General features: G+C 63.5%; 15 protein-coding genes. 1 reads left to right on the forward strand and 14 read right to left on the reverse strand.

Translation table 11 applies throughout. The features are described 5' to 3' along the window. Positions 1-3: 3 nt before the first annotated feature. From BC358_RS05860 to BC358_RS05895, 8 genes are all read right to left on the reverse strand, one after another. Positions 4-714, reverse strand: a complete 711-nt coding sequence (locus BC358_RS05860; RefSeq protein ID WP_079365101.1) for a 4'-phosphopantetheinyl transferase — start codon at positions 712-714, stop codon at positions 4-6. Then, a complete protein-coding gene (locus BC358_RS05865; protein ID WP_079365102.1) occupies positions 714-5,342 on the reverse strand; it encodes a MupA/Atu3671 family FMN-dependent luciferase-like monooxygenase in 4,629 nt (1,542 codons plus the stop codon). The genes BC358_RS05860 and BC358_RS05865 overlap by 1 nt, the downstream gene beginning before the upstream one ends. A gap of 32 nt (positions 5,343-5,374) precedes the next feature. Next, positions 5,375-6,367 (reverse strand): glycosyltransferase family 2 protein, encoded by a 993-nt coding sequence (locus BC358_RS05870; protein ID WP_079365103.1) that lies wholly within the window; start codon positions 6,365-6,367, stop codon positions 5,375-5,377. Continuing rightward, entirely contained in the window at positions 6,364-12,813 is a 6,450-nt protein-coding gene (locus tag BC358_RS05875; RefSeq protein WP_218669469.1) for a type I polyketide synthase, read from the reverse strand. The genes BC358_RS05870 and BC358_RS05875 overlap by 4 nt, the downstream gene beginning before the upstream one ends. An 86-nt stretch (positions 12,814-12,899) precedes the next feature. Beyond that, a complete protein-coding gene (locus BC358_RS05880; RefSeq protein WP_079365104.1) occupies positions 12,900-13,799 on the reverse strand; it encodes an ExeA family protein in 900 nt (299 codons plus the stop codon). 25 nt (positions 13,800-13,824) lie between these two features. Next, positions 13,825-14,859 (reverse strand): glycosyltransferase, encoded by a 1,035-nt coding sequence (locus BC358_RS05885; RefSeq protein WP_218669470.1) that lies wholly within the window; start codon positions 14,857-14,859, stop codon positions 13,825-13,827. An 83-nt stretch (positions 14,860-14,942) separates the two neighbouring features. Next, positions 14,943-15,650 (reverse strand): WecB/TagA/CpsF family glycosyltransferase, encoded by a 708-nt coding sequence (locus BC358_RS05890; protein ID WP_179130018.1) that lies wholly within the window; start codon positions 15,648-15,650, stop codon positions 14,943-14,945. 173 nt (positions 15,651-15,823) lie between these two features. Next, the gene (locus BC358_RS05895; RefSeq protein WP_079365107.1) at positions 15,824-16,789 is read right to left on the reverse strand and encodes a glycosyltransferase family 2 protein; all 966 of its coding nucleotides are present in this window, start codon (positions 16,787-16,789) and stop codon (positions 15,824-15,826) included. A 314-nt stretch (positions 16,790-17,103) separates the two neighbouring features. Here BC358_RS05895 and BC358_RS05900 point away from each other — a divergent pair, with 314 nt between their 5' ends. Next, positions 17,104-19,527, forward strand: coding sequence for an AMP-binding protein (locus BC358_RS05900; protein WP_079365117.1), 2,424 nt, complete (start codon positions 17,104-17,106; stop codon positions 19,525-19,527). 12 nt (positions 19,528-19,539) lie between these two features. On the opposite strand, the gene BC358_RS05905 is transcribed toward BC358_RS05900, so the two are convergent. The 6 genes from BC358_RS05905 to BC358_RS05930 all read right to left on the reverse strand — a co-directional run bounded on the left by BC358_RS05905 (position 19,540) and on the right by BC358_RS05930 (position 26,593). Further along, the gene (locus tag BC358_RS05905; protein ID WP_079365108.1) at positions 19,540-21,054 is read right to left on the reverse strand and encodes an O-antigen ligase; all 1,515 of its coding nucleotides are present in this window, start codon (positions 21,052-21,054) and stop codon (positions 19,540-19,542) included. 131 nt (positions 21,055-21,185) lie between these two features. After that, positions 21,186-22,043: a CpsD/CapB family tyrosine-protein kinase gene (locus BC358_RS05910; protein ID WP_079365109.1), complete on the reverse strand. Its 858-nt coding sequence runs from the start codon at positions 22,041-22,043 to the stop codon at positions 21,186-21,188. Positions 22,044-22,057: 14 nt separating this feature from the next. After that, a complete protein-coding gene (locus BC358_RS05915; protein ID WP_079365110.1) occupies positions 22,058-23,659 on the reverse strand; it encodes a Wzz/FepE/Etk N-terminal domain-containing protein in 1,602 nt (533 codons plus the stop codon). 14 nt (positions 23,660-23,673) lie between these two features. Beyond that, positions 23,674-24,774 carry a hypothetical protein gene (locus BC358_RS05920; protein ID WP_066159626.1) on the reverse strand — a complete coding sequence of 367 codons (1,101 nt, stop codon included), beginning with the start codon at positions 24,772-24,774 and terminating at the stop codon, positions 23,674-23,676. Positions 24,775-24,776: 2 nt separating this feature from the next. Next, complete coding sequence (locus BC358_RS05925; protein WP_079365111.1) at positions 24,777-25,337, reverse strand: polysaccharide biosynthesis/export family protein; 561 nt, start codon at positions 25,335-25,337, stop codon at positions 24,777-24,779. 159 nt (positions 25,338-25,496) lie between these two features. Then, a protein-coding gene (locus BC358_RS05930) for an IS3 family transposase (RefSeq protein WP_256861428.1) occupies positions 25,497-26,593 on the reverse strand; the annotation gives its coding sequence in 2 pieces (ribosomal slippage) (positions 25,497-26,341 and positions 26,341-26,593; 1,098 coding nt in all). Positions 26,594-26,656: the final 63 nt, after the last annotated feature.

Genomic DNA, 26,656 nt, shown 5'->3' on the forward strand with positions numbered 1-26,656 from the left:
CGTTCATGAGGCAGGCCCGAGCAGCCAGGCCAGCACCAGGCCGTCGCGCGCGAGCAGGGTGCCTTCCTTGGTGCACTGGGGAAGCGGGGTGCCGCCAGAGCTGGCGCGCACCACAAAACCGGTCGCATCCGCCGAGAACGTCACTTGCACATCAAGGAAGTCCAGCAGGCGCCCGGTCTGGGGGTACTGCCACTTGTAGAAGGCTTCCTTGGCGCAGAACAGCCGGGTCACCCTCCGTCCCCGCTCGTCTGGCGGCAGCTGATCGAAACGGGTCAGTTCTTCAGCGGTGCAGATGCTCGGCCAGAGGTCGGGTGCCATGGCACGGTCTTCTTCGATGTCGATGCCTACCGCGTGTACCTGGTGCCGCCGGCCGACCACGGCCAGGCACACCCGCCCACCGTGTGCGATGGACCCCGTCAGCCCTTCGGGCCAGACTGGCGAGCGGTCGGGGGCGGTCGGAATGGCTGCGGGAACACACCCGATCTGCTGCATCGCGGCACGTGCCGCCTCGCGCCCAGCGGCGTATTCGCGCTGTCGGGCCGGCACTGCTTTCAGGATGGCCGTACGTTCAGCGGGCCAGAGCAGGTCCGGCTCGCCGTCAACGCCGGTGCAGGCCACGCCAACGCCCGCGCCAAGAGCCTGCACCAGCTGCAGGCGCAAGGACTGCAGCAGCGGGAGCACTGTGGTCGGTTGATGGCATTCGACCGCTTGCATCAGTCCTGCGGCAGCTTGCCCGAGCGCATCGCGCGCCGGCGCGACATCGCGTCGGCCCGCATCTGCGCACGTTCCGTGGATTCGGCTGTGGTCTCGGCGGTCTCCCGCGGCCTGTCGTCCAGGTGCTGCGCCAGCGCCGAGAGGGTCGGGAAGCGGAAGATGTCGGTGATGCTCAGGCGGGTGGTGTTGAGTGCCTGCTTGATCTCGCGGTGGGCCTGAACCGCCAGCAGCGAATGACCGCCCAGGGCGAAGAAGCTGTCCTTGGACCCGATCTGCGGCACGCCCAGGATGCGGGACCAGATGGCCGCGATCTTCTGCTCGACCTCGTTCTCGGGGGCGACAAAAGCCTCGGTGCGCTCGCGCTGGGTGGTCTGCGACGGCGCAGGCAGTGCCTTGCGGTCCACCTTGCGGTTGGGCGTGAGCGGGAACTCATCGACCACCACGAAGTGCGCGGGCACCATGTGCTCGGGCAGTCGGGTGGCGGCCCAGTCGTGCAACTGCTCGGTCGACACGCCTGCGTCGGCGCGCAGGTAGGCCACCAGGCGCACGTCGCCCGGCTGGTCTTCGCGGGCCACCACCACCGCCTGCTGGACGCCATCGGACGACTCGAGCACCGCTTCGATTTCACCGAGTTCGATGCGGTAGCCGCGGATCTTGACCTGGAAGTCCGCACGGCCAAGGAAGTCGATGCGCCCATCTGCGCGCCAGCGCGCCAGGTCGCCGGTGCGGTACATGCGCGCACCGCCGGGTGCCACGCACTCCGGACGCACGAACGGGTCGGCCGGGAAGCGCTCGGCGGTGAGGTCGGGGCGCTGCCAGTAGCCGCGGGTGACCCCGTCGCCGCCGATGTACAGTTCGCCGGGCACGCCCACTGGCACCGGCTGCTGGTGCTCGTCCAGCACGTACATCTGGGTGTTGGCAATCGGGCGACCGATGTTGACGATGCTTTCGTCGGGCCCCGCGGTTTCCGTGGACGACCAGATGGTGGTCTCGGTGGGGCCGTACATGTTCTCGATGGTGGCCGCACCGAGCTGGGACAGTTCGGCTACCAGCGAACCGGGCAGGGCCTCGCCGCCGATCATCAGGTGCTGGACCTTGCCCAGCGCCAGGCGGGCCTCGTCGTTCATGGCGATCATGCGCGCCATGCTGGGCGTGCACTGCAGGTGCGTCACGCCGTGCCGCACGATCTGGGCCGCGATGGAGAAGTCGTCCGGTGCCGGGCCGGCGCCCTCGTTGGACCTGCGCAGCACCTCCGCCAGCGGGTAGAGGCCTTCCATGACCTTTTCGGAGGGGATGCCGTAGTCGATCAGGCAGGCGATTTCGTGCACGCCAATGCGCTTGAGTTGCTCCACCCGGTCCAGGCAGTCCTCCACCGTACCGAACAGGCCCGAGTCCTCGAAATAGCGCTGGAACGCGAATTCCAGGATGCCTTCGAGCTCCTCGGCGTCGAGGGTGCGGATGTCGATCTCGGCCGGGTTGGTGACGCCCTTTGGTTTCTTGAAGGCGGGGAAGGCCCAGGCGTACTGCTTGATCAGGCCGGCGGCGCTGCGCAGGTAGTCCTTCATCGGGCCACGCGCGGTTTCGCGTGCCTGCTCGCGGTCTCGGGCCACATAGGTGTGCAGCATCAGCGTCACCGTGAAGTTGGCCGGGTCGTGGCCGGCCTCGCGCAGCGCTTCGTGGTAGAGGCCGATCTTCTCGGCCACCTCGTCGATCGACTGGCCCAGCAGGTGGGTCAGCACGTTGGCACCAACCCGTCCGGCGTCGCGCCAGGTCTCGGGGTTGCCCGCCGTGGTCACCCAGATCGGCAGTTCCTTCGACACGGGGCGCGGTTGCGTCTTGACCGCAAAGGTGCCGTCTTTGGTAGGGAAGTCCACCGCCTCGCCCCGCCACAGCCGCCGGATCTGTTCGGTGGCATCGAACAGGGCCTGGCGGTTGGCGGGCGGCGTGTTCTCGGGGCGCAGCACAAAGTCGTCCGGGTGCCAGCCCGACGCCACTGCGAGCGCTGCGCGGCCATTGGTGAGGTTGTCGATCACGGCCCACTCTTCGGCGACGCGCGCAGGATGGTGCAGCGGTACCACACAGCTGCCGGCGCGCACGCCGATGTTCTTGGTGACAGCCGCCACCGCGGCGCCGGTCACCGACGGGTTGGGGTAGGGGCCACCAAAGGCGTGGAAGTGGCGCTCAGGCGTCCACACCGCGCAGAAGCCGTGGGTGTCGGCGAACTTGGCGCCTTCCAGCAGCAGCTCGTACTTCTTGGGGCCGGCGCCGTCGTCGTTGCCCCAGTAGTAGATGGAGAAGTCCATCTTCTGGCCACTGGCAATGCGCCCGGACGACACCAGCGCCCGGTTCTCGTCGCTGCTGAGCACCAGCTTGAACCCGCGGGCCAGCGTGTAGAACAGCTCGAGCACCGAGATGTCGAAGGACAGGCTGGTGACGGCCAGCCACACCCCGGGCGGGTCGTGCCGGATGCGGTCGTCCATGCCGCGGAAGAAGTTGGCCACGTTGCGGTGCTCGACCATCACGCCCTTGGGGCGGCCGGTGGAGCCCGAGGTGTAGATCATGTAGGCGATGTCGGACGGACCTACGCCGCTGGCCGGATCGGTGTCGGGCTGGCTGGCAATGGTGGGGTCCAGGTCGATCACCAGCACCTGGGCCTGGTGGGCGGGCAGGCTGTCGACCAGCGTGGACTGGGCAACGATCACCGGCGCGCCGCTGTCCTCGATGTAGAGCGCAATGCGGTCGGGCGGGTAGGCCGGGTCCAGCGGCACATAACCGCCGCCCGCTTTCTGGATGGCCAGGGCGCCGACCAGCAGGTCCAGCGAGCGGGGGGTGTACAGCCCGACCAGGGTGCCGGGCAACACCCCCATGGCGATGAGGCGGTGGGCGACCTGGTTGGCGCGCCGGTTGAGCTGTGCATAGCTCAGCGACTCGCCTTCGAACACCACCGCCGTGGCGTCTGGGGTCCGCTGGACCTGCTGCTCGAAGAACTGGTGCACACAGGTGTGGCGCTCGTAGTCGCAGCGGGTGTCGTTCCAGCCATAGAGCACCTGCTGGCGTTCGGCCTCGCTCATGACGGGGAGCCGGCTCAGCAGCGTGTCTTGCGCGTTGGGTTCGCCCAAGGCATCCAGCACGCGTTGCAGGCGTTGGCACAGGGTGTTGGCGGTCTCGGTGCCCAAGCGCGTTTCGTCGTACCACAGGGTGAAGCCGCCCTGCGCGGTAACCCGGATCGTGAGGGCGGTGCCGTCGATGCCGGCCGCGTCATCGCCCGTGGTCAGGCCGACCTGGGGCACGTTGAGGGCCTTGATCGCCGGGTCGCGGGCGACCAAGTCGAGCGCAAAGGCCGGCGCCTTCCGGGCGGCTGCCAAGGCGCCGGCACACTGGGTCGAGAACGCCGCGAACGGGGTGTCCCCGGCGGCGTCGAGGCGCAGCGGCACCCAGGTCGAGAGGAAGCCTGGGGCCTGCGGGATGTCTGCGTCCCGGTAGGCCAGATCGAAACGGTTCTTGCCGCTGACGCGCGCGACCCAGGCCGCCGCGGCGGTCAGCAGGTGGTCGCCGCCGAGGCCGGCGGGCGCGTTCAGGGGCAGGGAGCGCCAGAGCGCAGACCCGGACGATGGGGACACCAGCGGCAGATCGACCCCTTCGGGCGCCTGCAGGCATTTGCGCCAGGCGGCTTCACCCGCGACGACACGCGCCATGGCCGCAGTGAGGGCCGCCGTGCTGGCGGCCTCGGGCAGTGGCAGGCGATCACCCGCCTGCGCCACGGTGGTCGGGCACACCGCGGCACCCTGGGTATCGCGCAGGCCGGCCAGGCGCACCGGGACCGACGCAGTGCCCACCACCAGCCCGCCCATGGTCGCTTCCAGCACCTCGCCCGGGGCCGCTGCGGCACCTGCTTCCACCACCGCCGTGGCCACCAGCAGCACCCGGTCGCCGACCACCAGCTTGGGACAGCTGATCGGGTTCCAGTAGCTGCCGTGGTCCAGCGCCGCCACCAGGGCCACCACCTCCTCGGCGGGCCGGGACAGGTCGATGCGGGCCGCTGCGGCGGGTCGGTCCAGGCGCGCGTGGTAGGAGCGCTGGCTCAGGTCCTGGGGGCGGCGTTGGGGGCCTGCACCGTGCAGATCCGCCAGCAACTCGGAGAAGCTTTCGATGGCTGCTTCGTAGCAGCGGGTGTTCAGCGTGAGCGCCGTTTCGTTGGGCGCCATGTCGAAGAGGCGCTGCTTGACGATGTCACCTTCGTCAATGCCGCCTTCGATCATGTGCCAGGTCACGCCATGCTGCTTTTCCCGAGCCAGGATGGCCCAGACGGGCGCGTTCAGGCCGGCGTGGCGCGGCAGGGGGCCGTCGTGGAAGTTGATGGCGCCGCGCGTGGCTTTGGCCAGCACCGGCTGGGGAATGACCGACAGGTTGGCGATGCTGAAGAACCAGTCGAAGCCCACGTCGGACAGGCGCTCGGCGAGCCCTTCGCCAGGGGGTTCCACACGCAGCCTGTGGTTCGCCGCCCACGAGCGGATGTCGGGGTTGCGGGTGACCACCGCGCCGATGCGGTCACCCGCCCGCAGGAGTTGTTCGGCACATTCGATCAGCAGGGACTCATTGCCCATCACCACACAGGAAAAACTGCTCATGGGGGACTCCGGGATTGGTCAGTTCGGAAAATTCAGATGGAGGCTGCTTCGGGGCGGCCGACCAGCCGGCGGTGCCACGCGCAGCGCAGTGCGTGCGACACCAGGTCGCCGAGGAAGCGCTCGGGCTGGTCGGAGCGCTTCTTCTGAACAAGTCGGCGGGATCTGAAAATCAGGGCGCCCGCCACATGGGCCAGCGTGGCCAGGGCCGCGTAGAGGACGCCGTGGTTCTTGGTGAAGTACCACAGCCGCGAATCGAACCAGAACGGGGGAATGCGCTTCCAGGACTTCATGCCGGTGGAGACCGAGCCGATGTGCATCACGCGGCTCTCCGGGAGGTAGATAGACTGCCACCCGGCCCGGTGTGCCCGCAGGCTCAGGTCGGTTTCTTCGAAGTACAGGAAGAAGCGCTCGTCGAACCCGCCGGTTTCCTCCAAGACGCGGTGGCGGACCATGAGGCTGGCCCCGGCCAGCCAGTCCACCTCCTGCACCTCGTCGGACTCCGGCAGTGCGACGATGTAGCGTCGCAGCAGGCGCGAGATGGGGCCTGTGGCCGCGGCCGTCTCGAACTCGCTGAACACGGTCGGAAAGCGGAACGCCGTCTGGTGGTAGGCGCCGTCTTCGCCGTGCAGGCGGCTGCCGGCAAAGCCCACCCGGGGATGGGCGTCCAGATACTCGGCGAGCACGCGGATCGCGCCGGGTTCGGGAAAAGCGTCGGAGTTCAGGATGTAGATGTAGTCGGGCGATGAGCCGTCGGGCAGGCCTTGGCGGACGCCAAAGTTGTTGCCTGCGCCGTAGCCGCCATTGCGACCCGACTGCAGCACCCGCACGCGGTTCCAGCCGCGCTCCCGGACCGCTTGCGTCAGCTTCTCGAACGACCCGTCACCCGAATCGTTGTCCACCACGGTGATGCCACCTTCCAGCCCTTCCATCTCGCGCAACGCAGCCTCCACCGACCGCAGCGTCAGCTCGGGCGTGCGGTAGTTGAGCACGATTGTCAGCACGCGGGCCTTAGAGGGCTGGCTCATGGGCGGGCCTCCGGTTGTCGGGCGGCCTCGATGCAGTCACGCATCAGACCCGCCAGCACGCGCACATTGGGTTCCAGCACCATGGAGTCGTGGTCGCCGGGCACCTCCAGCACGCGCAGCGACGGCAGGTAGCGCGTCCAGTCGTTGTCGGCGTACACATATTCGCGTTCGGCCGAGACCCAGCGCCCACCCGTCCCCTTCCAGCGCAGGTCGAGGGGCGGGCGGAAGAGCACGGCGTTGCCGTTCCAGACCTGCAGGCGGTAGCGCGGCAGGGCACCCAGGAACGCCGCCTGGATGGCTTCGTTGTTCAGCTGGTTCGTGCGGGGCTGGATCGGCGCGGCATTCCTGTTGCGCAGGCGGTTGAGTTCCCAGTCCAGGCGCCCGCGTGCCCAGGTCCACAGGTAGCCCAAACCCTTCTTGCGTAGCTCCGCCAGCTTGATGATGGCCTTGTCCAGCCGGTTGATCTGGGGCCGTACCGGCAGCGGCGTGTCCAGCAGCACGAGCAGTCGGACCTGCTCACCTGCCGCTTCCAGCTGGCGGGCGATCTCGTAGGCGGTTATGCCGCCGCCCGAGAAGCCGCCCAGAAGGTAGGGACCCTGCGGCTGCACCTGGCGCATCTCGGCGATGTAGTCGGCCGCCGCCGCTTCAAAGGTTTCGTGCGGTGCCTGGTCGCCATAGAGACCCCGCGCCTGCAGGCCGTAGAACGGCCGTTCGGTGCCGAGCAGGCGCGCCAGATGCCGCAGGTTCAGCACGTTGCCGAACATGCCCGCCACCAGGAAGAACGGTGTCTGTTCGCCGCCTTCGCCGTCGTGCATCGGCACCAGGTGGACAAAGCGGCGCCGGGCGGGCGTGGCCGCGCTGGCTTCGCCGGCGGGGGCATCCGCAGCACCACCGGCGTCGCCGATGCGCTCGCGGATCAGCGCGGCGCACAGGGCGATGGTGGGTGCCTCGAACAGCACGGAAATCGGGAACTCGACCCGGTAGGCCTTCTTGATCATGGCGAACAGGCGCACCGCGATCAGCGAATGCCCGCCCAGGTCGAAGAAGCTGTCCTGGATACCCACCTGATCGACTCCCAGGAGCTCTTCCCAGAAGCCGACCAACGTGCGTTCCACATCGTTGCCCGGTGCCACGTAGTCGCTGTCGAGGTCGGGACGCTGGAATTTCTGGCCAGATGCCACATCGGCTTGTGCCACCTCGCTGGCCTTGCGCACCAGCGCGTCCAGGCTCATGGAAGAAACGATGACCTGCGGCAGCCCCGTGGCCAGCGCACGGCCAAAGGCGTCGGCGCCTTCGTGCGGCAGGATGCCTTGCGACATCGCGTGCTGGAGTTGCTCTTCCGCCGGTGACAGCCGGCTATGCGCGCTGTCACCGGCGCTCTTCTCGAACAACACCTCGCGCGCATCAAGTCGGCTGTTCGAGGCCGAGAAGCCGCCTTCCTGCAGCCGCTTGATGGAGAAGCCGCGCACCTCGACACAGACCTCGCCCTGGGCGTCGCACAGCGTCACGTCGAACACGGCGAAGGGCGTGTCGGCGTGGTTGGCCTGGGCGTTGCGCACCCAGCTCCAGACCGTGCCGGGCAGGGGGCGGTGCACCTGGACCGACTGGTACGACACCGGCACCCACAGGTGATCGGCCCGGTATCCGTCGATCAGGTGCATGGCCCAGCCGGTGGCCAGGTCGAGCAGGGCTGGGTGCAGCAGGTAGCCGGCGCTCAGATCGCCTTCAAACGCGGGCGGCAACTGCAGCAGTGCGATGCCCTCGTTGTCACCATAGGCCACGGAGCGCAGCACGCGCCAGCGCGGCCCGAAGTTCAGGTGTTCTTCTTGGGGCGACCTCAGGCCATCCGCGGCTTCGTCCCGCTGGCGGGCGCACCGGGCCTGCAGCGCAGCGGTGTCCACCCGCGCCGCGGCCGGCAGCGCGCCCGGCACCAGCGTGGCCTGCGCATTGAGCTGGAAGCCCTTGCGCCCTTCGTACTGCACATCGCTGCGCACTTCCAGGGCATAGCCCTCGTCGCTGCGCGCCAGCTTGACGCGCACCTCGCGTGTCTGGTCGTCGTTGACTTCCAGCGGGCGGAAGAAATACAGGTCTCTGATGGTGAACGGGCCGGTCTCGCCGTTGCCCCGGAGCGCTTGGGCCGCCAGCTCCAGATAACCCGTTCCGGGCAGCAGGGCCTGGCCTGCCTTGGTGCGGTGGCCATCCAGGATCCAGCGGTTGCTGGTCTGCCAGCTCGCAGTGAACAGTCGGTGCCCTGCAGCGTCGAAGGTCGCTTCGTCCAGCAAGGGACTGCCGGCGGGATGGCGCGGAGGCGGTGCGGCGTCGCCCAGGCGGCTGGCCATGGCCTTCGCGGCCATGCCGACCTCGTTCCAGATGCCCCAGTCGATGGCCAGCACCTTGGTGCGCTGCCCGGCGCGGCTGGCGGCGTAGGCATTGAGGTACTCGTTGGCCGCCACGTAGTCGACCTGGCCGGCCGGAGCCGTCACCGTGCTGGTCGACGAGAACAGCACCAGCCAGTCGATGCTGCCGTCCGGGAACAGGTCGTGCAGGATCTGCACCCCGTGCACCTTGGGTGCGAACACCTCTTCCACACCGCCCGAGGTCTTGGTCATCAGCGGGCCGTCGTCCACCACGCCCGCAGCGTGGATCACGACCTCGATGCGGCCGAAGCGCTGCCGCGCCTGTTCGGCGGCATCGCGCATGTCCTTGACGTTGCACACGTCGGCCGCCACCACCAGCACTTCTGCGCCCAGGCCTTGCAGACGGCGCACGGCCGTGATTCGCTGGACCACCGGGTCCAGTGGGTCGTTGTTGCGCAGGCAGGCGTCCCAGGTGTCGGCCGGCGGCAGGGGCTGGCGCGCGAGCAGCACCAGGCGCGCCTGCTTCTCGCGCGCCAGTCGCTCGGCCAGCGTCAGTGCAATGCCACCCAGGCCACCGGTGAGCAGGCAGACACAGCCCTTGGGGAGTCCGGCCAGCTCTTCGGATGGTGGAAGGTGCAGGGGGACGTGCGTCAGCTCGAAGCGCTTGTCGGCCCGGATCGCCGCCACGCAGTTGTCAGGGGCAGCAAAGAGCTCCTCCAGCACGCGATCGGTCAGGGCCGACCAGTCCTGTGCATTGGGTTTGGCGCGCCAGCCCTTGTCGACAGTGGGCAACACCAGGTCCAGCACCGAGCAGGTCAGACCCGGCAATTCCCGCGGGGCGACCTTGGCAGGTCCCATGAGGGTCGACTTTTCCGGGTAGCGCAGTGTTTCGTTGCGCACGCGCACGGCGTCGGAGCTCAGCACGGTCAGGTGCTGGGGGCGCGGCAGGTTTTCTTCTGCCATCGCCTGGACCAGGAACAGCAGGCTGAAGAAGCCCTGTTCGATGTTTCGATGGAAAAAGCTGCTGCCGGGACGGAAGCGCTCTTCCTGGGTGACCAGCCAGGCGTGCACGATGTGCTGGGGCGTGTTGCCCGAGGCCACCAGGTCGCGCAGGAGTTCGTCGTAGCCCTCGCGGCCACGTTCCGGCGCCAACAGGTACTCGTTGTCGTTCAGGCGTGCGAAGAGGTCACCGGCCCGCACCACGGTGACGCGGTGGGAGGCGTCCCGCAAGCGGGCCACGAGCCGGTCGGCAAGGCCTGCTTCATCGGCAAACACCAGCCAGTTTTGAGGAGACGTTTGGCCCAGGTCCAGGGTCACGTCGATGTCGACATTGGCCTGCCGCGGGCGCCAGCGGGGCTGGTAGCCCCATGCGCCGACGTCGTCGTTTCGCAGCAGTTGCGGCGCTTCTTCCGCGGCGGCCCGGGCCTTGCCGGGCTCGATGAAGTAGGGCTTGCGCTGGAAGACGTAGGTGGGCAAGGGGACACGAAGCCTGCGGGCCTCGCCCCAGATGGGTTCCCAGTCCACCCGGACCCCGTTGGCCCACAGGCGGCCCAGGGTGCCCAAGAACCACATGTCGTCGGGCACCACGTGGTCTGCATGGCGCAGCGAATTGATCACCTGGGAGGAGGGGACTCCGTTGGCCTGCGCAAGCGAGCCCAGCGCCTTGCCGGGGCCGACCTCCAGATAGACCCGTTGACTGGTTTTCTTCAGCGTGGTGAGGCAGTCGGCGAACTGCACCGTGTTGCGCAGGTGCCGCACCCAGTACAGCGGATCGATGGCGTCGGCCGCGCTCAGCGGCTGCCCGTCGCGGTTGGAGATGATGGGAATCTTGGGCGGGTTGAGACGGATGCTGCGCAGGTAGGCCTCGAAGCGGCCCAGGATCGGCTCCAGCATGCGCGAGTGCGCTGCGATGTCGATCTGTATGCGCTGCGGCTCCACCTCGCGCGCGCGCAGCCGCGCTTCCAGCGCGTCCAGCGCCGCCTGCGGGCCCGAGACCACGCACAGCTCCGGCGCGTTCACGCTGGCCATGTCCAGCTCCGGCCCCAGCAGGCCACGCACCTCGTCCGCAGCCAGCGGGACGCTGAGCATCCCGCCCGGCGGCACCGTGTCGAAGAGCCGGCCGCGCAGAAGCACCAGGCCGATGCAGTCCTCGAACGACATCACACCCGCCAGACACGCCGCCGTGTTCTCGCCCATGCTGTGCCCGACCAGTGCCGCTGGTTTGACACCCCAGGACATCCAGAGCTGCGCCAGCGCGTACTCGACGATCATGATCAGCGGCAGCTGCACCGAGGGCTGCTTGAGCTTCTCGACCGCTGCCGCGTGGTTCTCGGCGTCGGGCAGCCAGAGGGCGCGCACGTCGTAGTCCAGCTGCCGCTGCAGGATCTCCAGTCCGCGGTCCATCCAGTCCTGGAACACAGGTTCGGTTGCATACAGCTCCCGGGCCATGCCGGCGTACTGCGCGCCGCCGCCCGGGAACATGAACACCACCTCCGGATCGTCTTCCAGATGGGTGTGGGTGAACACCCGCCGGGTGTCGCTGCCTTCCAGCAGGGCGGCGGCTTCTTCGTGGCTCTCGGCCACGAGCACGCGCCGGTGCTCGAACGCGCGCCGACCTTCCTTCAGCGTGAACGCCACGTCGGCGAGGGCCTGCTCCGGGTGGGCCCGGAGGTGGGCCGCCAGGGCCTTGGCGTTGGCATCGAGCGCGGCCCGCGTCCGGCCCGACACGACCAGCAGCTGGAAGGGCCAGTCCGATGGGGGAGAGGGCTCGCGCGCGGGCGCTTCCTCCACCACCGCGTGCGCATTGGTGCCGCCCACGCCCAGCGAATTCACTCCGGCGCGGCGCGGACCCTTGTGCGAGTGCCAAGGACTCAGGGCATGGTTGACCTGGAACGGGCTGGACTCGAAGTCAATGGAGGGGTTGGGCTTCTCATAGCCCAGGCTCGGAGGGATTTCCTGGTGTTTGAGCGCCAGCGCCACTTTGATCAGGCTCGCAACCCCGGCCGCCGTATCGGTGTGGCCGATGTTGGTCTTGACCGAACCGATGCGGCAGAAGCCGCTGTCCTGCGTCGTCTCACGGAACGCCTGGGTCAAGGCGGCCACTTCGATGGGGTCGCCCAGGTAGGTGCCGGTGCCGTGGCACTCGACGTAGTCGATGGTGTCGGCGCTGACGCCGGCCACGGCCTGCGCTTCGGCGATCGCTTTGGCCTGGCCGTCCACACTCGGTGCCAGGTAACCGGCTTTGGCCGCGCCATCGTTGTTGATGGCCGTGCCCTTGACGACGGCCCAGATGTGGTCGCCATCCTTGAGGGCATCGGCCAGACGGCGCAACGCCACCACGCCGGCACCCGATCCGAACACGGTGCCCTGGGCCCGGTGATCGAAAGCGTGGCAGTGGCCGTCTGGCGAAAGAATCTCGCCTTCCTGAAAGATATAGCCCCGCGCATGAGGCAGTTCGATGGTGACACCACCGGCCAGTGCCATGTCGCATTCGCCCAGCAACAGGGATTGGCAGGCCTGGTGCACCGCCACCAGCGAGGTCGAGCAGGCGGTCTGGATGTTGACGCTCGGGCCCTTGAGGTCAAAGATGTGGCTCACCCGGGTGGACAGGAAATCCTTGTCATTGCCGGTGTGGCGCAGCAGGAACATGCCCGTGCTCGCCACCAGGTCGGGGTTGGAGCAGATGTTGAAGTAGAAGTAGCTCCCCATGCCGCACCCTGCGTACACGGCGATGGGACCGGAGAAGGTCTCGGGCGTGTGCCCGGCGTTCTCCAGCGCCTCCCAGGCCACCTCCAGAAACTGGCGGTGCTGGGGGTCCATGATCGCGGCTTCCTTGGGGCTGAAGCCGAAGAAGTCCGCATCGAACTGTTCGAACCCGTCGAGCGGCGCTGCGGCTGGAACATAGTTGCGATGCCGCATGCGTTCGGGACTTTCACCCGCAGCCAGCAACTCGCTTTCGCTCAGTCGCCGGATGGACTCCACCCCCTCCCGCAGGTTGGACCAGTAGGCCGTCAGGTTGGCGGCGCCTGGTAGGTGGGCAGCCATGCCGACAATGGCGATGTCGTTCGAATCTTCTGAAGGCGTGGTCACACAGATCTCTCAGGTATGGCACCCGGTCCTACTCCCATCGGGTAAACCATTATGACTCAACAAATTGTTACCTCACGTGAGGCAACTCACACTTTTGGGGGATCTGATGCGGAGGGGAAATTGCTATCCCCCCATTGGCTGTTGCCAGTCTGTCCGACGTTGAAATTGGTGTCTCCCAGCACGCCGTAGTCGCTGCGGTCCCGCAGCACTTCGTCGATCACATGGACATCGATCAGCCTTGCTTCCGAAGCAAATCCGTACACCAGGGCCATGTCGCAAAGGATGTTGATGCTTCGGGGGATGCCGTGAGTCGCTTTGGCAATCTTTGCCGCCGCGTACGGCGTGAACAATTGCCTGTCACGGCCGGCCACTTTCAGCCGGTGCTCGATGTAGTCCCCGACCTCGACCGTGTTCAATGGCGAAATGAAAAAATCGGCCGCCACTCTCTGGGCGAACTGTTGCAGTTCGGGGCGCCTGAGCAACTCGCGCAACTGGGGCTGCCCGACCAACACCACTTGCAGCAACTGGTCCTTGTCTGCATTGATGTTGGAAAGCATGCGCAAAGACTCCATCGCGGCGGAGCTCAGGTTTTGTGCCTCGTCCACGATCAGAACCACCCTGCGATTCTTCCCGTACTCACTGATGAGATACCGCTGGAAGGCATCGTACCGCGCGACCGGTGACAGGCCATCGTAGGGGAGGCCAAAGGCCAGCATGATCCACTCTGTCAGGTCGGCCAGGTCGGGATGGGTGTTGGTGACCAGTCCCACCGACACCTCGTCCCCGAGCTCCCGCAGAAGGCGGCGGATCAAGGTCGTCTTGCCGCAACCGATGTCACCACAGATGACTGTAAAACCCGCGCGGTTGTAGATCGCGTACTGCAGCATCGTGTAGGCCAGCGAATGGCGCTTGCCCATGTAGAGGAAGTCAGGGTCCGGCTGGATGGAGAACGGCTTCTCTCGAAGCCCATAAAAGTTTTCGTACACGCTGAAGCCTTGAAAATTGTGCTGTCTACCAGTGTCCTGCCCCTACACCCTTTGCCATCTTGATCTGGGCGTTGATGTACACCACCAGATCAAATCCGAAGCCCAGGACAAGGACGAACAACTGCCGCGGATGCAACAGCTTCTTGGGTTGCTGGGCGATGAATCCGATGCGCTTGGTCAGATAGTGCAGGGGAATCCATCCGTACGGCCACTTCGGGAGTTGGGATCGAATCACTTCGGAGAGCCAGTTGTCCTGGCTGGCCGCCGTGGCAAGAGCGGCACGCCGCTGGGGCAGGGGAACAGCATGCAGGGCTGTGAATGCCGCGGTGTTGATGGCTGATCCGATGACGATGCGCGTCTGGTGCTTGATCAATGCAAGAATGGAGCGTTCAGAGGCGAAAACATGAAAGACGTCTCCCCCGTCGATTCTTGAAAAATCTTCATCGGCAGTCATTGCATCGGTCAGGATCATCGCTCGCAGAAAACCATCTTCGACGGCCAATCCAATGGGCATGTGCAGCAGCCGTGCCCTGGCAGACGGCATGGCATACAAGGACCCGCAAATGGCGGTTTTCCAGTCGTTCAGTGTCTCACTCCCCATGGCAATGGCCTTGTCGAGCAAGCCCAGATTCTCGGGCCGGTAAACGATGTCCTTGATCGGATGCGAGTTGAATGCATGCAGCGCGGGATTGGAGGTCAGTCCTTTCACCAATTTCAACAGGCTGTCCGATTCGGGTATGTCAATATCGGCATCCATGAAGATCAAAACGTCTGCGTCTGGCCGGCTCAGTTCATGAACGTATCGATTCCACGTTCTGGACTTCCCCCCTTGCGCCAATTCGGCGACTTCGACTCTTGTGCCAAGCGGCGAGTTGGTCTCTGACCAGGCGAATGTGCGCGCCAACTCTGCCGTGTCATCCTTGCATCCATTGGCGAGCACCAATACACGGACGTCGAGACCGGCCACCTCTTGTCGCATTAGTCCCTGGAGTGTTCGCACGATTCCATCGGCTTCGTTGTGCGCGAACACACCAATGTCTACTCTGATGATCTTGTTCACCATGTTGTTGCGCTGTGATTGCATTGGCCTCAGAAATGTTGATCCAAAGGAAGGAGAATCCCCCTTGGGATTCGCGAGCCGGGTCAGTGGCGAGAGGCCTGAGCTCGGGGCTTGAAGCAATCCCAGAGCAGCAACCCCAAGCCGGCCGGGTAATGCACAAGATAGCGCCTCCACAAGCGACCGGGTTCTCTCGTCAGCCGGAACAGCCATTCCAGTCCTGCGTTCTGCATCCACCTCGGGGCTCGACCACCTTGCGGACCCAGAATTTCAAAGCTGCCGCCAATGCCTGCGACGACCAGCTCAGGCACGGCTTTTCTAAGCATGAACGCCAACTGGTCCTGTTTTTCGCCACCCAAGGCCAAGAAAAGCATTCTCACTTGCTTCTCAAGCAGCGCATCCGCAAACTCCTGGACTTGGTTGGCGCTCAGGTCCACCCGTCCATCAAACAGATATCGGCAGGCTTGAACGGCTGGCTCTCCATACCGAGCCAAGGTAGCGGCCGGGTCGACGCCACCAATGACTGCGTAGGCTGGAATGGAGGTGAGCCTGAGGTAGGCGTCCACCAGGTCCACACCGGTCGTGCGTTCGGGGATGGCTTGGTCCGGTCCTTTGAATCGGGATGCCCAGACCAGGGGCATTCCGTCGGCGGTGATGATGTCCGCTTGGGACAGGAGATCGTGGGAGCTTGGATTGCGCGCGAAGCGCGCAATCATTTCGGTGTTGAGTGTAAGGACCCAGGTTCCCCTTTTCTCGCTTATGCGCGCAAGTATCTCTTCCAGCGTTTGCTTCATGTGCGCACGCGAAACGGGCAAACCGCACAGGACACAGTGTTCACTCATGGTCGTGTTCCAGTTGGATGGAGCCAGTGAAGGGCTGCTTCAGCCTGTCGGCCAACATCCCGTTTGCACAGGGTCTGCACCATCCTATCCCCCGATGCAGAAACCCCCCCTTGTGTATTGTCCATCTACTTGTATTCGATGATGTGGCGGGTTCCGCCTCTTAAGCGTGAGAGGTGGAACTTCACGGCGCCCTGGGCCTCGGCGAACTTGCCCAGAATCATGAAGGTGCTTTCCCTGGCGGAGCCGCTTCGAGCCAGCAGGCGTACCCACTGCAATGGGTAGATGGCCGCAAGGAGCCCCGCAGGTGCCCCATAGAGGAGCATGGAAAGACCGATTGAGGCAGGCAGCCCCACCCCCCAGAACCAGGCGCGGCGGGCCTCCCGAACCCAGAAGCGTTCCGGTGACGATCCATGCAGCCAAGCCCCTTCGGCAAAAGCATGGCCTGACCGCACCGTGCGCACCCACCATTGCCGCAAACGCGTGATGTTCGCATCGTGCAGCGTCATGTCCTTGTCGAGTCGGTGGATGCGCCAACCCGCCTGGCGAAGACGAAAGCACAGCTCCGGCTCTTCCCCTGCGATCATGCTGTCACGGTAGCCTGAGGCGGCCTTGAGCGCGTCGACCCGCATCATGGCATCACCACCACAAGCCCGGGTGTCGCCGATGGGGGTGTCCCACTCCCGGTCGCACATCGCGTTGTACATGGAGCGTTCAGGGTGGCGCTCGCGGCGTCTGCCACACACCACGGCATATGTTGGGTGCTCCCACAGGAAACTGCGCGCCGCCTCCAGCCAGCCGGGCACTACTTCACAGTCTCCATCCACAAACTGGACGAGGGTGACGTCGGGGAACTGTTGAAGCAACTGCTGGAAGCCGGTATTTCTTGCACGCGCAGCGGTGAATGGTTGCGACATGTCGAGATCAACGACCACCGCCCCCATTTCGGCGGCCATCTGGCTGGAGCCATCAGTGGATCCCGAGTCGACATAAACGGTGGCGGGCACCGCTGGCAGCAGAGACAGCAGGCACCTGCGCAGTCGCTCCCCCTCGTTGCGCCCGATCGCAACCACGCCCAGCTTGTGTTCTTGCATGTGAATTGACTTCCCGATGACCGGGAGAGCGACAGACGCAACGCCATCCGCATTTGCCGGAGTTCAGAAGTATTAAAACTTCCGTTCGATCCTAGCATTGATCGCGAGGTCACCCTGAGCACCTGCAAAGGCCCTCTTGGGCGCGTCGTTCGGGGGCCGTGCACGCCTATGTGGCAGGCAGAATATGGCAACTGACGCAGGCGCGCAACGCCTCATGGCTTCGTTGCGGAGCCTGTAAGCGTTTCGTAGTGCCGGTGCTATGCTGCCGGCGAGATTCCCCCGAGTTGCGTGTCAATGAACCACAGGTGCTGAGAATGCAGATATCCAAGTTGCGTGCAACCGGTCTGATTCGACGAAATTCGCTCTCCTTTATAGAGCATGTGTTTGCTCTGAACGAGAGGCGCCAGCCACTGGTCAGCTTTCAAGACGAGGCCTCGGCCAAAGAGCCGGTGGGCATCGTCATCGACGATTGCATCGTTCCCGAAACGGGGGGAGGCTGGTTCCGCCAGCGGCATGCGCTGATCCGGGACGATCTTCCCGCGCAGGTGACCTTCACGTCAGGCACAGAGGGCAAACCCAAGGGCATTGTTCTCAGTTATGCCAATCTGGCTGACGCTGCCGACAGGATCATCGACCAGATGCAGCTGACGGAGGAGGTTCGCGAATACGTGGGGGTTCCCGTCACGCACAGCTTCGGCATGGCGCGCATTCGCGTCATCAGTGCCGTGGGTGGTCAGTCTTTCATCCCCTCGCGCGGTTTCGATCCTCTTGAACTGGCGCGCATGTTGGAGGCCGGCGAAGTGAATTCGCTTTCGGCGGTGCCGACCCTTCTTCGGATCTTGCTTCAGAAGCCGCAGGTCATTGGTGATGCGGGCAAGAAACTTCGCTGGATGGAGATCGGCTCCCAGTACATGACCGCAGCGGAAAAACGGGGTATCCGAGATCTCTTCCCCAACGCAAGGATCGTCCAGCACTATGGACTGACGGAGGCTTCACGCAGCACGTTCTTGCTGATTTCGGAAACCTCGGACGAGTTGCTCGAATCGGTGGGCCAGGCGGTTGGTAAAACCGAGGTCGGCATCTCTCCTGAGGGACGCATCCGGATACGCGGCCCGCACGTGGCCCAGTGGCGCATCGAAGGCGACCACTTGCAGGCGCTGCCCGACTCTGATGGTTGGCTGGTTACCGGTGATTTGGGCCGTTTGAAAGATGGCTATCTGTTCTTCGACGGGAGAGCCGACGATCTGATCAACAGCGGTGGTGTGAAGGTCAATCCCGATCTTCTGGAAGAGAAGATAGGCAAGCTGCTGCCGCAAAGCGGGCGATTGGTCGTTGCCAAGGTGCCCGATGCAATGCGTGGTGAGGGCGTTCTGGTCGTGGCGGAATCTGCGGACATGGATCCCGCCCGACTGCGGACAGCGGCGAACGATGCCTTGAAAATGCTCGGTCTGGAGGTCGGGGATGCCCTGCACGTCAAGGTCATGGCATCGATTCCGCAAACCGCAACAGGAAAGCCGCTGCGCCGTCTGCTCACCCAAGACTTCGTGGCGGAGGACAAGGGCGTTCGCGACAAGCCTGCCGAGCAGCCAAGAGCCGACGACGTCATGGGCTTCTTCCAGCAATTCTTTCCGGGACGAAAGATCGATGAGGGCGCAAGCTTTGAAGCGCTCGGTGGCGATTCGCTGGGTTACATCCAGTTTTCAATGGGATTCGAGGACCGGTTTGGTCCCCTGCCCAGTGGCTGGGAGTCGCTGACAGTCGCTCAGCTGCAAAGCAATGTCCGGTCTGCACCCAAAAAGGCTTTCCTTCGTCTGGAGGCCGCCACGCTGACACGGGCGTTCTTCATGATCTGCATCGTGGCCTTGCATCTTGACACCTTTGTCTACAGCAACAACTGGGGCGCTGCTTATTTTCTGTTCTTGCTGGCAGGCTACAGCGTGATGCGCTTCCAGTGGCCGGACATCAGCCGGACCGGAAAAGTGGGGACGATACTGGGAACGGTGGTTCGAATCGCTGTTCCGACAGTAATGGTGGTTGCAGCTTTGCAGCTCTGGGCGCATGAAACTGAATTGAAGCCACTGCTGCTGATATCAAATCTGTTTGATCCGCGTGAATACCATGTTGCATATTTCTATTTCGCGGAAATGTACATGCAGCTGTTGCTTCTGATCGCTCTTTTGTTTTCTTTTAGGCCTGCCAGGGATGCATTCAGGAGCAGCCCGTTGGTCAGTGGCACGGTGCTGCTTGTTTTTGCGATGGCCTTGAGCTACTTCACGGAGCTTGTCTGGGATACGAACTACATCTATCATCGTACCCCGACTTGGTATCTATGGACAGTTGCGTGCGGCATGTTGATCGCCAGTGCCGGTTCACGTGACGTGCTGACGCGCATGCTCGTGATGATCATTGTGTCGATCGCCGTCGTGATCCATCACGGGCTCACGTCGGCAACATATTACATATGTGCCGGGTGTGCACTGCTGCTGTTCTGGCCTGAAATCTCGGTTCCTGCTCCCGTCAAGAGAGTCGTTGGCGAGATCGCCGGTGCTTCCATGTTCATGTATCTTAGCCACTACCAGGTCAAATCGGTGGTGACCCGGTTGTTTCACGGACCTATGCCCTGGATTGCTCTGTTTGCTGCAATGGCTGTTGGAATTGTGTTCGCTCGGGTCTATTACTGGAGCGAAGGGCGTGCACTGGCTTTTGGCCGGCAACAGGGGTGGTGGGGACAGCGATGATTGGCGATGGACTCAGGGAGGCGATGAAACATCGGATCGTTTTCCGATTTGATCCCTGACCGCGCCTGTGTAGGCCACGCACACACCAATGAGCGGCCAGTACACCACCGGGATGGCAATGATGCTGCTCACCGTGTAAATGATGAACATGATGGCCGCGATCGTTGAGAACAATGCACGACCCATGACGGCAACTCGTGCGTCCAGTTGTCGTGCAGTCCTTGTGTACTGGCGAAGTTGATTGAGTGTGCTCAAGAAGATGCCAAGGAAGAGCGCCAAACCAATCACGCCTGAGTACAGAGCCACACCGACGTAGGAGTTGACGACATCAATGATTCCTTCGCCCTGCATCATCACCTGCAGTTCCGGTGCGCGAAGGAAATCGAATGAGCCTAGCAAAATATGCCGTTCAATGACCGGTAGCGCTGCGGTGAGGAGGTTGGCCCGGTATTCAACATTGCCCTGATCGGCCGTGCCAATCACGGGCAGCATGTCGATCAACAGCTGGCCGCTGGGCACGACGCTCAGCAGTAGGAAAGCCGCCAGGATACCCAGACAAAGACCACCCAGTCGCTTGAGTGCTTTCGGACCCAAAGTCAGGTATATAAGCACAAGAAGCAATGCACCCATCCAGGGGCCTCGCGATATGGAGGCAACGATGCCTCCCGCCAGCACCGCCATGCCCAGCAACCTGTGCAATGGTTTCGATGCCACCTCTTTCAGATAGAGGAAGAAGCCCAAGGCGACGACCAGGACGTATCCAAGAACAATCGAGTTGCCTACAGAGGCATTGGGTCGCAGCAGGCCTGATCGCATCAGGTAGCCGCCGAACATCCATTCGTTCACGCCCAGTGCTCCGAGAACCGCTGAATACAGCTTCCAGCTGCGGAGAATCTCGAAGATTGAAACCAGTGAAAGAATCGTGGACGCAACGACTAGTCCCGTCATCGCATGCCTGAGTCCCTCTTCGTTGCGAATGCTTCTGCTGGCCACGTAGTAGGGAAGAAAGATGTCCACCCACAACGACAGGACGGTCCGAAGCCCACTGGTGACGTTGCCCGGGCGAAATGCCAGCAACGACATGAGGACGAGATAGCCCAGCACCCACCAATCCACCGGCGAACTGCCGATGCGAGGGGTACTGGCTCGCTGGAAGAGCACGAGCGCCACTGGCAGCAACAAGGTCACGCCGAGAAGCCTGTAGTGGTCCAGCACCCAGAGGTGGTCGATGATGCCCAGTCCAGGTATCTCTGCCGGCACCGGTGGAGAAACGAACAGAAGGACGAAATAGAGTCCCATGACATGTTCTTCGTGCCGGCGATAGACGAGGAGCAGGGCGCCGGTCACAAGAATGCAAACCCACACACTGTTCGAAAAATACAGCGCCAGCGTGGCCACGACCCAGAGGTTGCGCCAGCGCCTGAAGGTCGCCTCCGGAATCAATTGAGAAACCGCGCCTCGGGCCACCTGGAAGAACACCAGGCTGAGCGCCATCAACACGATCAGAGCGCGCACATGTTCAGCCATAGCAGTGAAGTGGTGGGCTCACGTCAGGGGGTTGAGTCTGTCGCACAGCCCGGTGGTGTCCATCGGCCGATGCTCGAAAAAACGCGCGCCGGCTGGATGTGACCAAGGCGCAGGCTCAGTCAGGTGGGAGTTCAGTAGTAGGCGTTCTGGGTAGGCGATTCGTCCTTGTTCAGGATGACGCCCAGCATGTTGGCTTTCGAGAGCCGATTCATGGCTTCCTCGACTTCTGTCTGGGTAGACACTCCACTGCCAACCACCATCAGGACACAATCAATACGAGGCAACACGCTCATGACGTCATCGGCTGCCAGCACCGGTGGCAGATCGAAGATCACGATCCGGTCGCTGTAGCGCTCACGCAAATCCTTGATCAGCTTGCCCACTTTCGCAGACGACAGCAGCTCCGACGCGCTATTGACAGGTCGATTGGTCGGAAGCACAACAAACCGCTCGATCCCCGGATTGACAAGGGCTTCTGCAAGGCTGGCATGTCCATCCAGAAAGTCATTGAGTGACTTCGGGCGGTTCAGTCCAAGGGAGCGGGCAACGCTGGGGCGGCGCAAGTCGAAGTCCACGAGCAGCGCCGTCCGGTTGGTCTGCTGGGCGATGCTGATGGCCAGGTTGATGGCAACCACGGTCTTGCCGGACTCGACGCTGGGGGATGTGACCGCCAGAGTCCGCCAACCGGACTCATCCATTTTCTGAAGCACTTGCGTTCGCAACACGTCGAAAGCCCAGCTCGCTGGATGGGCCTTCTGATGTGCCACGACTCGGTGGCGTTCCAGATGTGCAGGGTCCATGGGCACCACGGCGGTCTGCGCGTACTGCACGCTGCCCAGATCGTCTGGCGTGTCACCGTCCCTGGCTGTCGTCTCCTGATCCACGGGCATTCCCGTATCTCCGGGGGTGTGCGGTGAGCGACCACCCGGAGACACCAGGTCAGCCCTTGAGGCCTTCGCCTTCTCAATTGCAAGCTTGATGCGTTCCATGTGACAGCTTTCCTTCAACCCAGATGGGAGAACAAGGAGATCAAAAGGGTTTGAAGGGGAATGACCAGGAAATGGACCACAGCAATTCCAATCACTGCCAAGACTGCGGCAAGCTTCACCAGCCGCTTTCGCAGGACTTGAGTGGACTGGATTTCATCGGCTGTCGTGATGTACGGGACCACGACCATGGGGCGCTGCCCCGCCACGGCAGTGAGCGAGTTGACACCGCGTACACGCGCGAAGATCAGCTCAAGCACAACAACAATGGCCGCTGCGGCCGCCAGCGCCAGGAAAAAGCCCAGTGCAACAAGCTTTCGCCGGTCCGGCTTGATCGGATATTCGGGCAGGAGGGGCGGCTCCAGAAGCGTGAAGCGTTCGCCTTGCTGTCCGCCCTCCAGGTTCTGAACGATCTGCGCGGATAGTTGCTTGGACCGGAGGTCTTCGTACTTGGCCCGGGTCGCGTCATAGTCACGCTGGAGGGCGGCCAGGTCCCGTTCCACCTGCGGGGCACGTGACACTTGGGCTCTTTGCTGGGCAATGGCACTGCGAAGGCTCCTTTGCTGCTCGGCCAGCAGGTCCGCACGCGCTCGGGCGGTGCGGCTCTGTGCTTCAAGGCGGGACACGGCCAGCTTGGCCTGTGCAGCGATGGCGTCGCGGGTCGGGCTGCTGGCGGTGGCCTCAGAGCGCACGGCGCGTTCCAGAAGATCGATCTTTTGCCGCTGAGCCCTGACATCCGGGTGGTCGTCTGTGTATGTGCCTCGCAGGCGGGCCAGCTCTGCCCGGGCGCGCTCCAGATCCTGTTCTGCGGCTGACGGGCCCGATGGCGTGACCGTTCCGGGGGCCAGCACACCTGATCGAGCCCCCGCCAGCTCCACTTCCAGTGTTTGCAACTCGTCCAGCGCCATCCGATGCTCGCGCTCAGCGGCCCGCAGATCGCTCTCAAGCGCCTGGATGTTCGTGAGAGCAACCACCTGGCCATCTTCCGAGACGCCTCCTTGCGAACGCTTGTAGGCAGCGATGCGTTGCTCCAGGCTTTCCAGCTGGGCCTTGACTCGATCGGCTTCCTGACTCAGAAACTCGTTGGCCCTGGACGCCTGCTCGACTCGTTCCCTCACACTACTCTCAAGAAACAGCTGGATCAGCGCATTGGTGACTTCCAGCGCCTTCTCTGGCTCACCGTGTTGAAACGACACGGTGAAGGCGAGGTTGTTGGTGGGGCGTTCCCAGGCCGGCATGTTTCCGACCTGCACATTGACACCAATGCTTGCACGCATCGCAGTTGCGATGTCTGTGTCCTTCAGCACAACACCTGGTGGCGGTTCAAAAACACGGTGCTCTGCTGCAATGCGCAGCAGACTCTCGCGGGTCATGATTTGCTGGCGCAGCGCCTGAACTCTTTGCTCAGCATTGCCGCCTGAAGGCGGCTGCACCACATCTCCTGCAATCTGTGGTCCCTCAACCAGCAGCGTACCGCTGGCCTGGTAGGCCCGTGGCAGCACTAGCGCCACCACCACCGAGGCACCAAGCACGACAACAAAGGTCAGCACAATCACCCAGGCACGGCGTCGGATGATGGACAGATAGTCGTTCAGGCTCAGTTGGTAGTCGGCCGGCATGAGGAATCGAGAAATTAGAAGTCAGGGTGCGAATACACCAGCCCCACGGCCACCGAGTGGCCTTTGGCTGTGGGTCCGCCGGAGGGCTTGGCTCGCCGCTGTTCCAGGCTCATGGAAATGGCCCAGAACCTGGTGAGCTCGGACTGGATCCGTGCGTACATCATGGAACCGGTGTCACGGTCTCCATCCAGGGACTGAGCATGGCTTACACCCAGCGAGAAGGAGGTATCGATGGTAAGAGGATAGGTTGCAGAGGCGTCAAAAACCTGCGACCGCGTGTACCCAGCGACCGCACCGTCTGCACTCACCTCTCGGGACCATGCAACGGCATAGCCGATGCGTTCTCCCGTGTAGGTCAGGCGCAGTAAACCGACAGGCGCCGTCTTGCCTCTCGCAGTGTTGGCGCGGACGACTCCTGCCGCTGCGTTCAGAACAAGGCCTTCACTGAGATCTCTTTCGTACCCGAGGCCGAGTTCGCTTCGTGACTCCCGCTCGCGGTCTCCGTCTGGCGTCAGGCGCGAAGCGCCCGCTGTCAGCGAATACCGTGCATTGGAGCTTGCCGAGATGCGATAGGCGACCGATCCACTCGTTTCCCTGTGGTTCACAAGCAGCGGTGTGTCGTAGGTGACGCGCTCATGCGAGAGATCCATCTCAAGAGCCGTTCCGGCCGTCAGGTTGTAGGTCCAGGTGCCTCCGACGGAACCCGTGCGTTCCTTGCTGTCCAGTGTCACCCGGCCAAAGTCGGCAAATTCTGTCTCGCGCGTGGACGCTTCCTCCAGGGAGGCCCGCAGTCCAAAGACCGCCACAGGGCTTGAGTTCTCCCAGAGCACGCGGACGCTGGGCAAGCTGCGATTGGCGCTCAGATCGGTGTTGCCAGACCGTTCGATCAGCGCACCGAGCGCCAGCTCGGTGCTGGAGGCTCCTTGGGTGGTCCGTAGCGTGAACTGCGGGTGCATCCGAAACAGAGTGACACTACCGCGGCTTTCGGGCGAGAGGTCGGGATTGCTGATCCGAACGGCCTCCAGGGGCACGGTCAGCGAATTTTGCGCAATAGCAGGAGACCAGACGAAGGCCTGGAGGACGAATGCCAGAGGAGGGGTGAGTCGTGCGTTCATGTTCAAGGAACCAGAATGGTGTCGCCGGGCATCAGAACCACGTTGGTGTCGAGCTGGTTCCCCTTGACGAGGTCGTCGTAACGAACCGGCAGCACCCGGTTGCCCTGAGGCGAACTGCGCAACACCCGGATCGAGTTGCCATCAGCAAAACGGTCCAGTCCCCCGACCTGACTGAGCATTTGCAGCACCGTGGTCTCCGATGACGTCAGGGTCACCGCCCCGGGGCGCACCACCTTGCCGAGCACAAACACCTGATTGCCATCCGTGGCTGTGATCGCCACGGTCACGACGGGCTCAGGGATGTACTTCTTGAGCTTTTCGGCCACCTTGGCCTCGACTTCCGGGGTGCTCAGTCCCACCACCGAAACGCGTCCGGCCAGCGGAAAGGTGATGCTGCCGTCGGGCAGAACGCGCACCTCCATCCGCAAGGCTTCGTCCTTCCAGACCGAGACCATCAGGGCGTCGCCATGCCGCAACTTGTAAGCAGCGTCAGACTGAGCCATCAAGGAACCGCTCGCGGTCAGCAAAACTGCGGTCGTCACTAAGCTGGACAGAACAGACATGGCAATCTCCAAGGATCAGAGTGGTTGCAGGGAACCCGTTGACCAGGCAGAAGATGAAATTCTCCATGCTCAAGCATGGCGAGGTTTCAAAATATTACGAACTTTATCTTAAGCCAAGTCGACAAGGTCGCGTGAAGTCCCCTCGAATTCCTGAGCCAGTCAGAAGTAGAGGTTGGGGAACAGTTTGACACGGTACTCGACCGGTGGGATTCGGCCGAGAGATTCATGGGGGCGCTGGTGGTTGTAGCGGTGCAGCCAGTCGGCCGTCATATCACGCACCTCCTGCAATGACTCGAAGACATAGCAGTCCAGCACCTCGGTTCGGTAGGTCTTGTTGAATCGTTCGACATAGGCGTTTTGCGTGGGCTTTCCTGGCTGGATGTGATTGAGCGCGATGCCCTTGGATTTCGCCCATTCGGACAGAGCGTGAGCGATGAACTCCGGGCCGTTGTCCAGGCGAATCGACAGCGGCGCTCCGCGCACTTCCACCAGCTCATTCAAGGCACGTATGACACGGGCTGCCGGCAGGCTGGTGTCGACCTCGATACGCAGGCCCTCGCGGTTGAACTCATCGATGACGTTGAAGGTCCTGAATCGCCTGCCGGACCACAGTGCATCGGCCATGAAGTCGCAGCTCCAACCCTGATTGGGTTGGCCAGCAGCCTCCAGCGGTTGCTTGATGCGCGCCGGCAAACGCTTCTTGCCGCGCCGTGGCAGGTTCAGCCGCAGCTCGCAGTACACGCGCCAAAGCACCGTCTTGCCCCAGGGCTTGCCTTGGTGGCGGGCACTGTCGTAAAGCAGGCCAAAGCCGTGGCGCGGGTTGAGCGCCATGTGCATCTGGATGAAGGTGATGACCCCGGAGTCGTCGCGCGCAATGGGTCGGTAGCGCAGTGTGGAGCGGGCAATGCCGCTGGCCTGGCAGGCTCGGCGCTCGCTCATGCCGTGCTCGGCCATGAGGGCTTGAACGACCATCTCGCGACGCTCCGGGGTCAGAGCTTTCGGTCGACAACGTCCTTGAGCGCGTGGTGCATGAGCGCCAGGTCGGCATACATGCGTTTGAGCTTGGCGTTCTCGTCCTGCAGTTGCCGAAGCTGCGCCAGGTGCGAGACCGTCATGCCAGAGAACTGACTCTTCCACTTGTAGTAGGTCGGCTCGCTCACGCCGTGCTTCCTGCACGTCTCGCCGACCTTGGCACCCATCTCGACCTCCTTGAGGATGCCGACTATCTGCGCTTCGCTGAATCTGGATTTCTTCATGTAGAGACTCCGTCTTGGGGAATTCTCTACTTCCGGGTGGTTCAGGTTTTCAAGGGGACTTCA

Source organism: Hydrogenophaga sp. H7 (assembly GCF_002025745.1).
Classification (GTDB): domain Bacteria; phylum Pseudomonadota; class Gammaproteobacteria; order Burkholderiales; family Burkholderiaceae_C; genus Hydrogenophaga; species Hydrogenophaga pseudoflava.

Bases quoted from the DNA above. Each gene is read 5' to 3' on its own strand.
- BC358_RS05860 (WP_079365101.1), bottom strand. From the start codon at position 714: ATGCAAGCGGTCGAATGCCATCAACCGACCACAGTGCTCCCGCTGCTG.
- BC358_RS05865 (WP_079365102.1), bottom strand. From the start codon at position 5,342: ATGAGCAGTTTTTCCTGTGTGGTGATGGGCAATGAGTCCCTGCTGATC.
- BC358_RS05870 (WP_079365103.1), bottom strand. From the start codon at position 6,367: ATGAGCCAGCCCTCTAAGGCCCGCGTGCTGACAATCGTGCTCAACTAC.
- BC358_RS05890 (WP_179130018.1), bottom strand. From the start codon at position 15,650: ATGAAGCAAACGCTGGAAGAGATACTTGCGCGCATAAGCGAGAAAAGG.
- BC358_RS05895 (WP_079365107.1), bottom strand. From the start codon at position 16,789: ATGCAAGAACACAAGCTGGGCGTGGTTGCGATCGGGCGCAACGAGGGG.
- BC358_RS05900 (WP_079365117.1), top strand. From the start codon at position 17,104: ATGCAGATATCCAAGTTGCGTGCAACCGGTCTGATTCGACGAAATTCG.
- BC358_RS05905 (WP_079365108.1), bottom strand. From the start codon at position 21,054: ATGGCTGAACATGTGCGCGCTCTGATCGTGTTGATGGCGCTCAGCCTG.
- BC358_RS05910 (WP_079365109.1), bottom strand. From the start codon at position 22,043: ATGGAACGCATCAAGCTTGCAATTGAGAAGGCGAAGGCCTCAAGGGCT.
- BC358_RS05915 (WP_079365110.1), bottom strand. From the start codon at position 23,659: ATGCCGGCCGACTACCAACTGAGCCTGAACGACTATCTGTCCATCATC.
- BC358_RS05920 (WP_066159626.1), bottom strand. From the start codon at position 24,774: ATGAACGCACGACTCACCCCTCCTCTGGCATTCGTCCTCCAGGCCTTC.
- BC358_RS05925 (WP_079365111.1), bottom strand. From the start codon at position 25,337: ATGTCTGTTCTGTCCAGCTTAGTGACGACCGCAGTTTTGCTGACCGCG.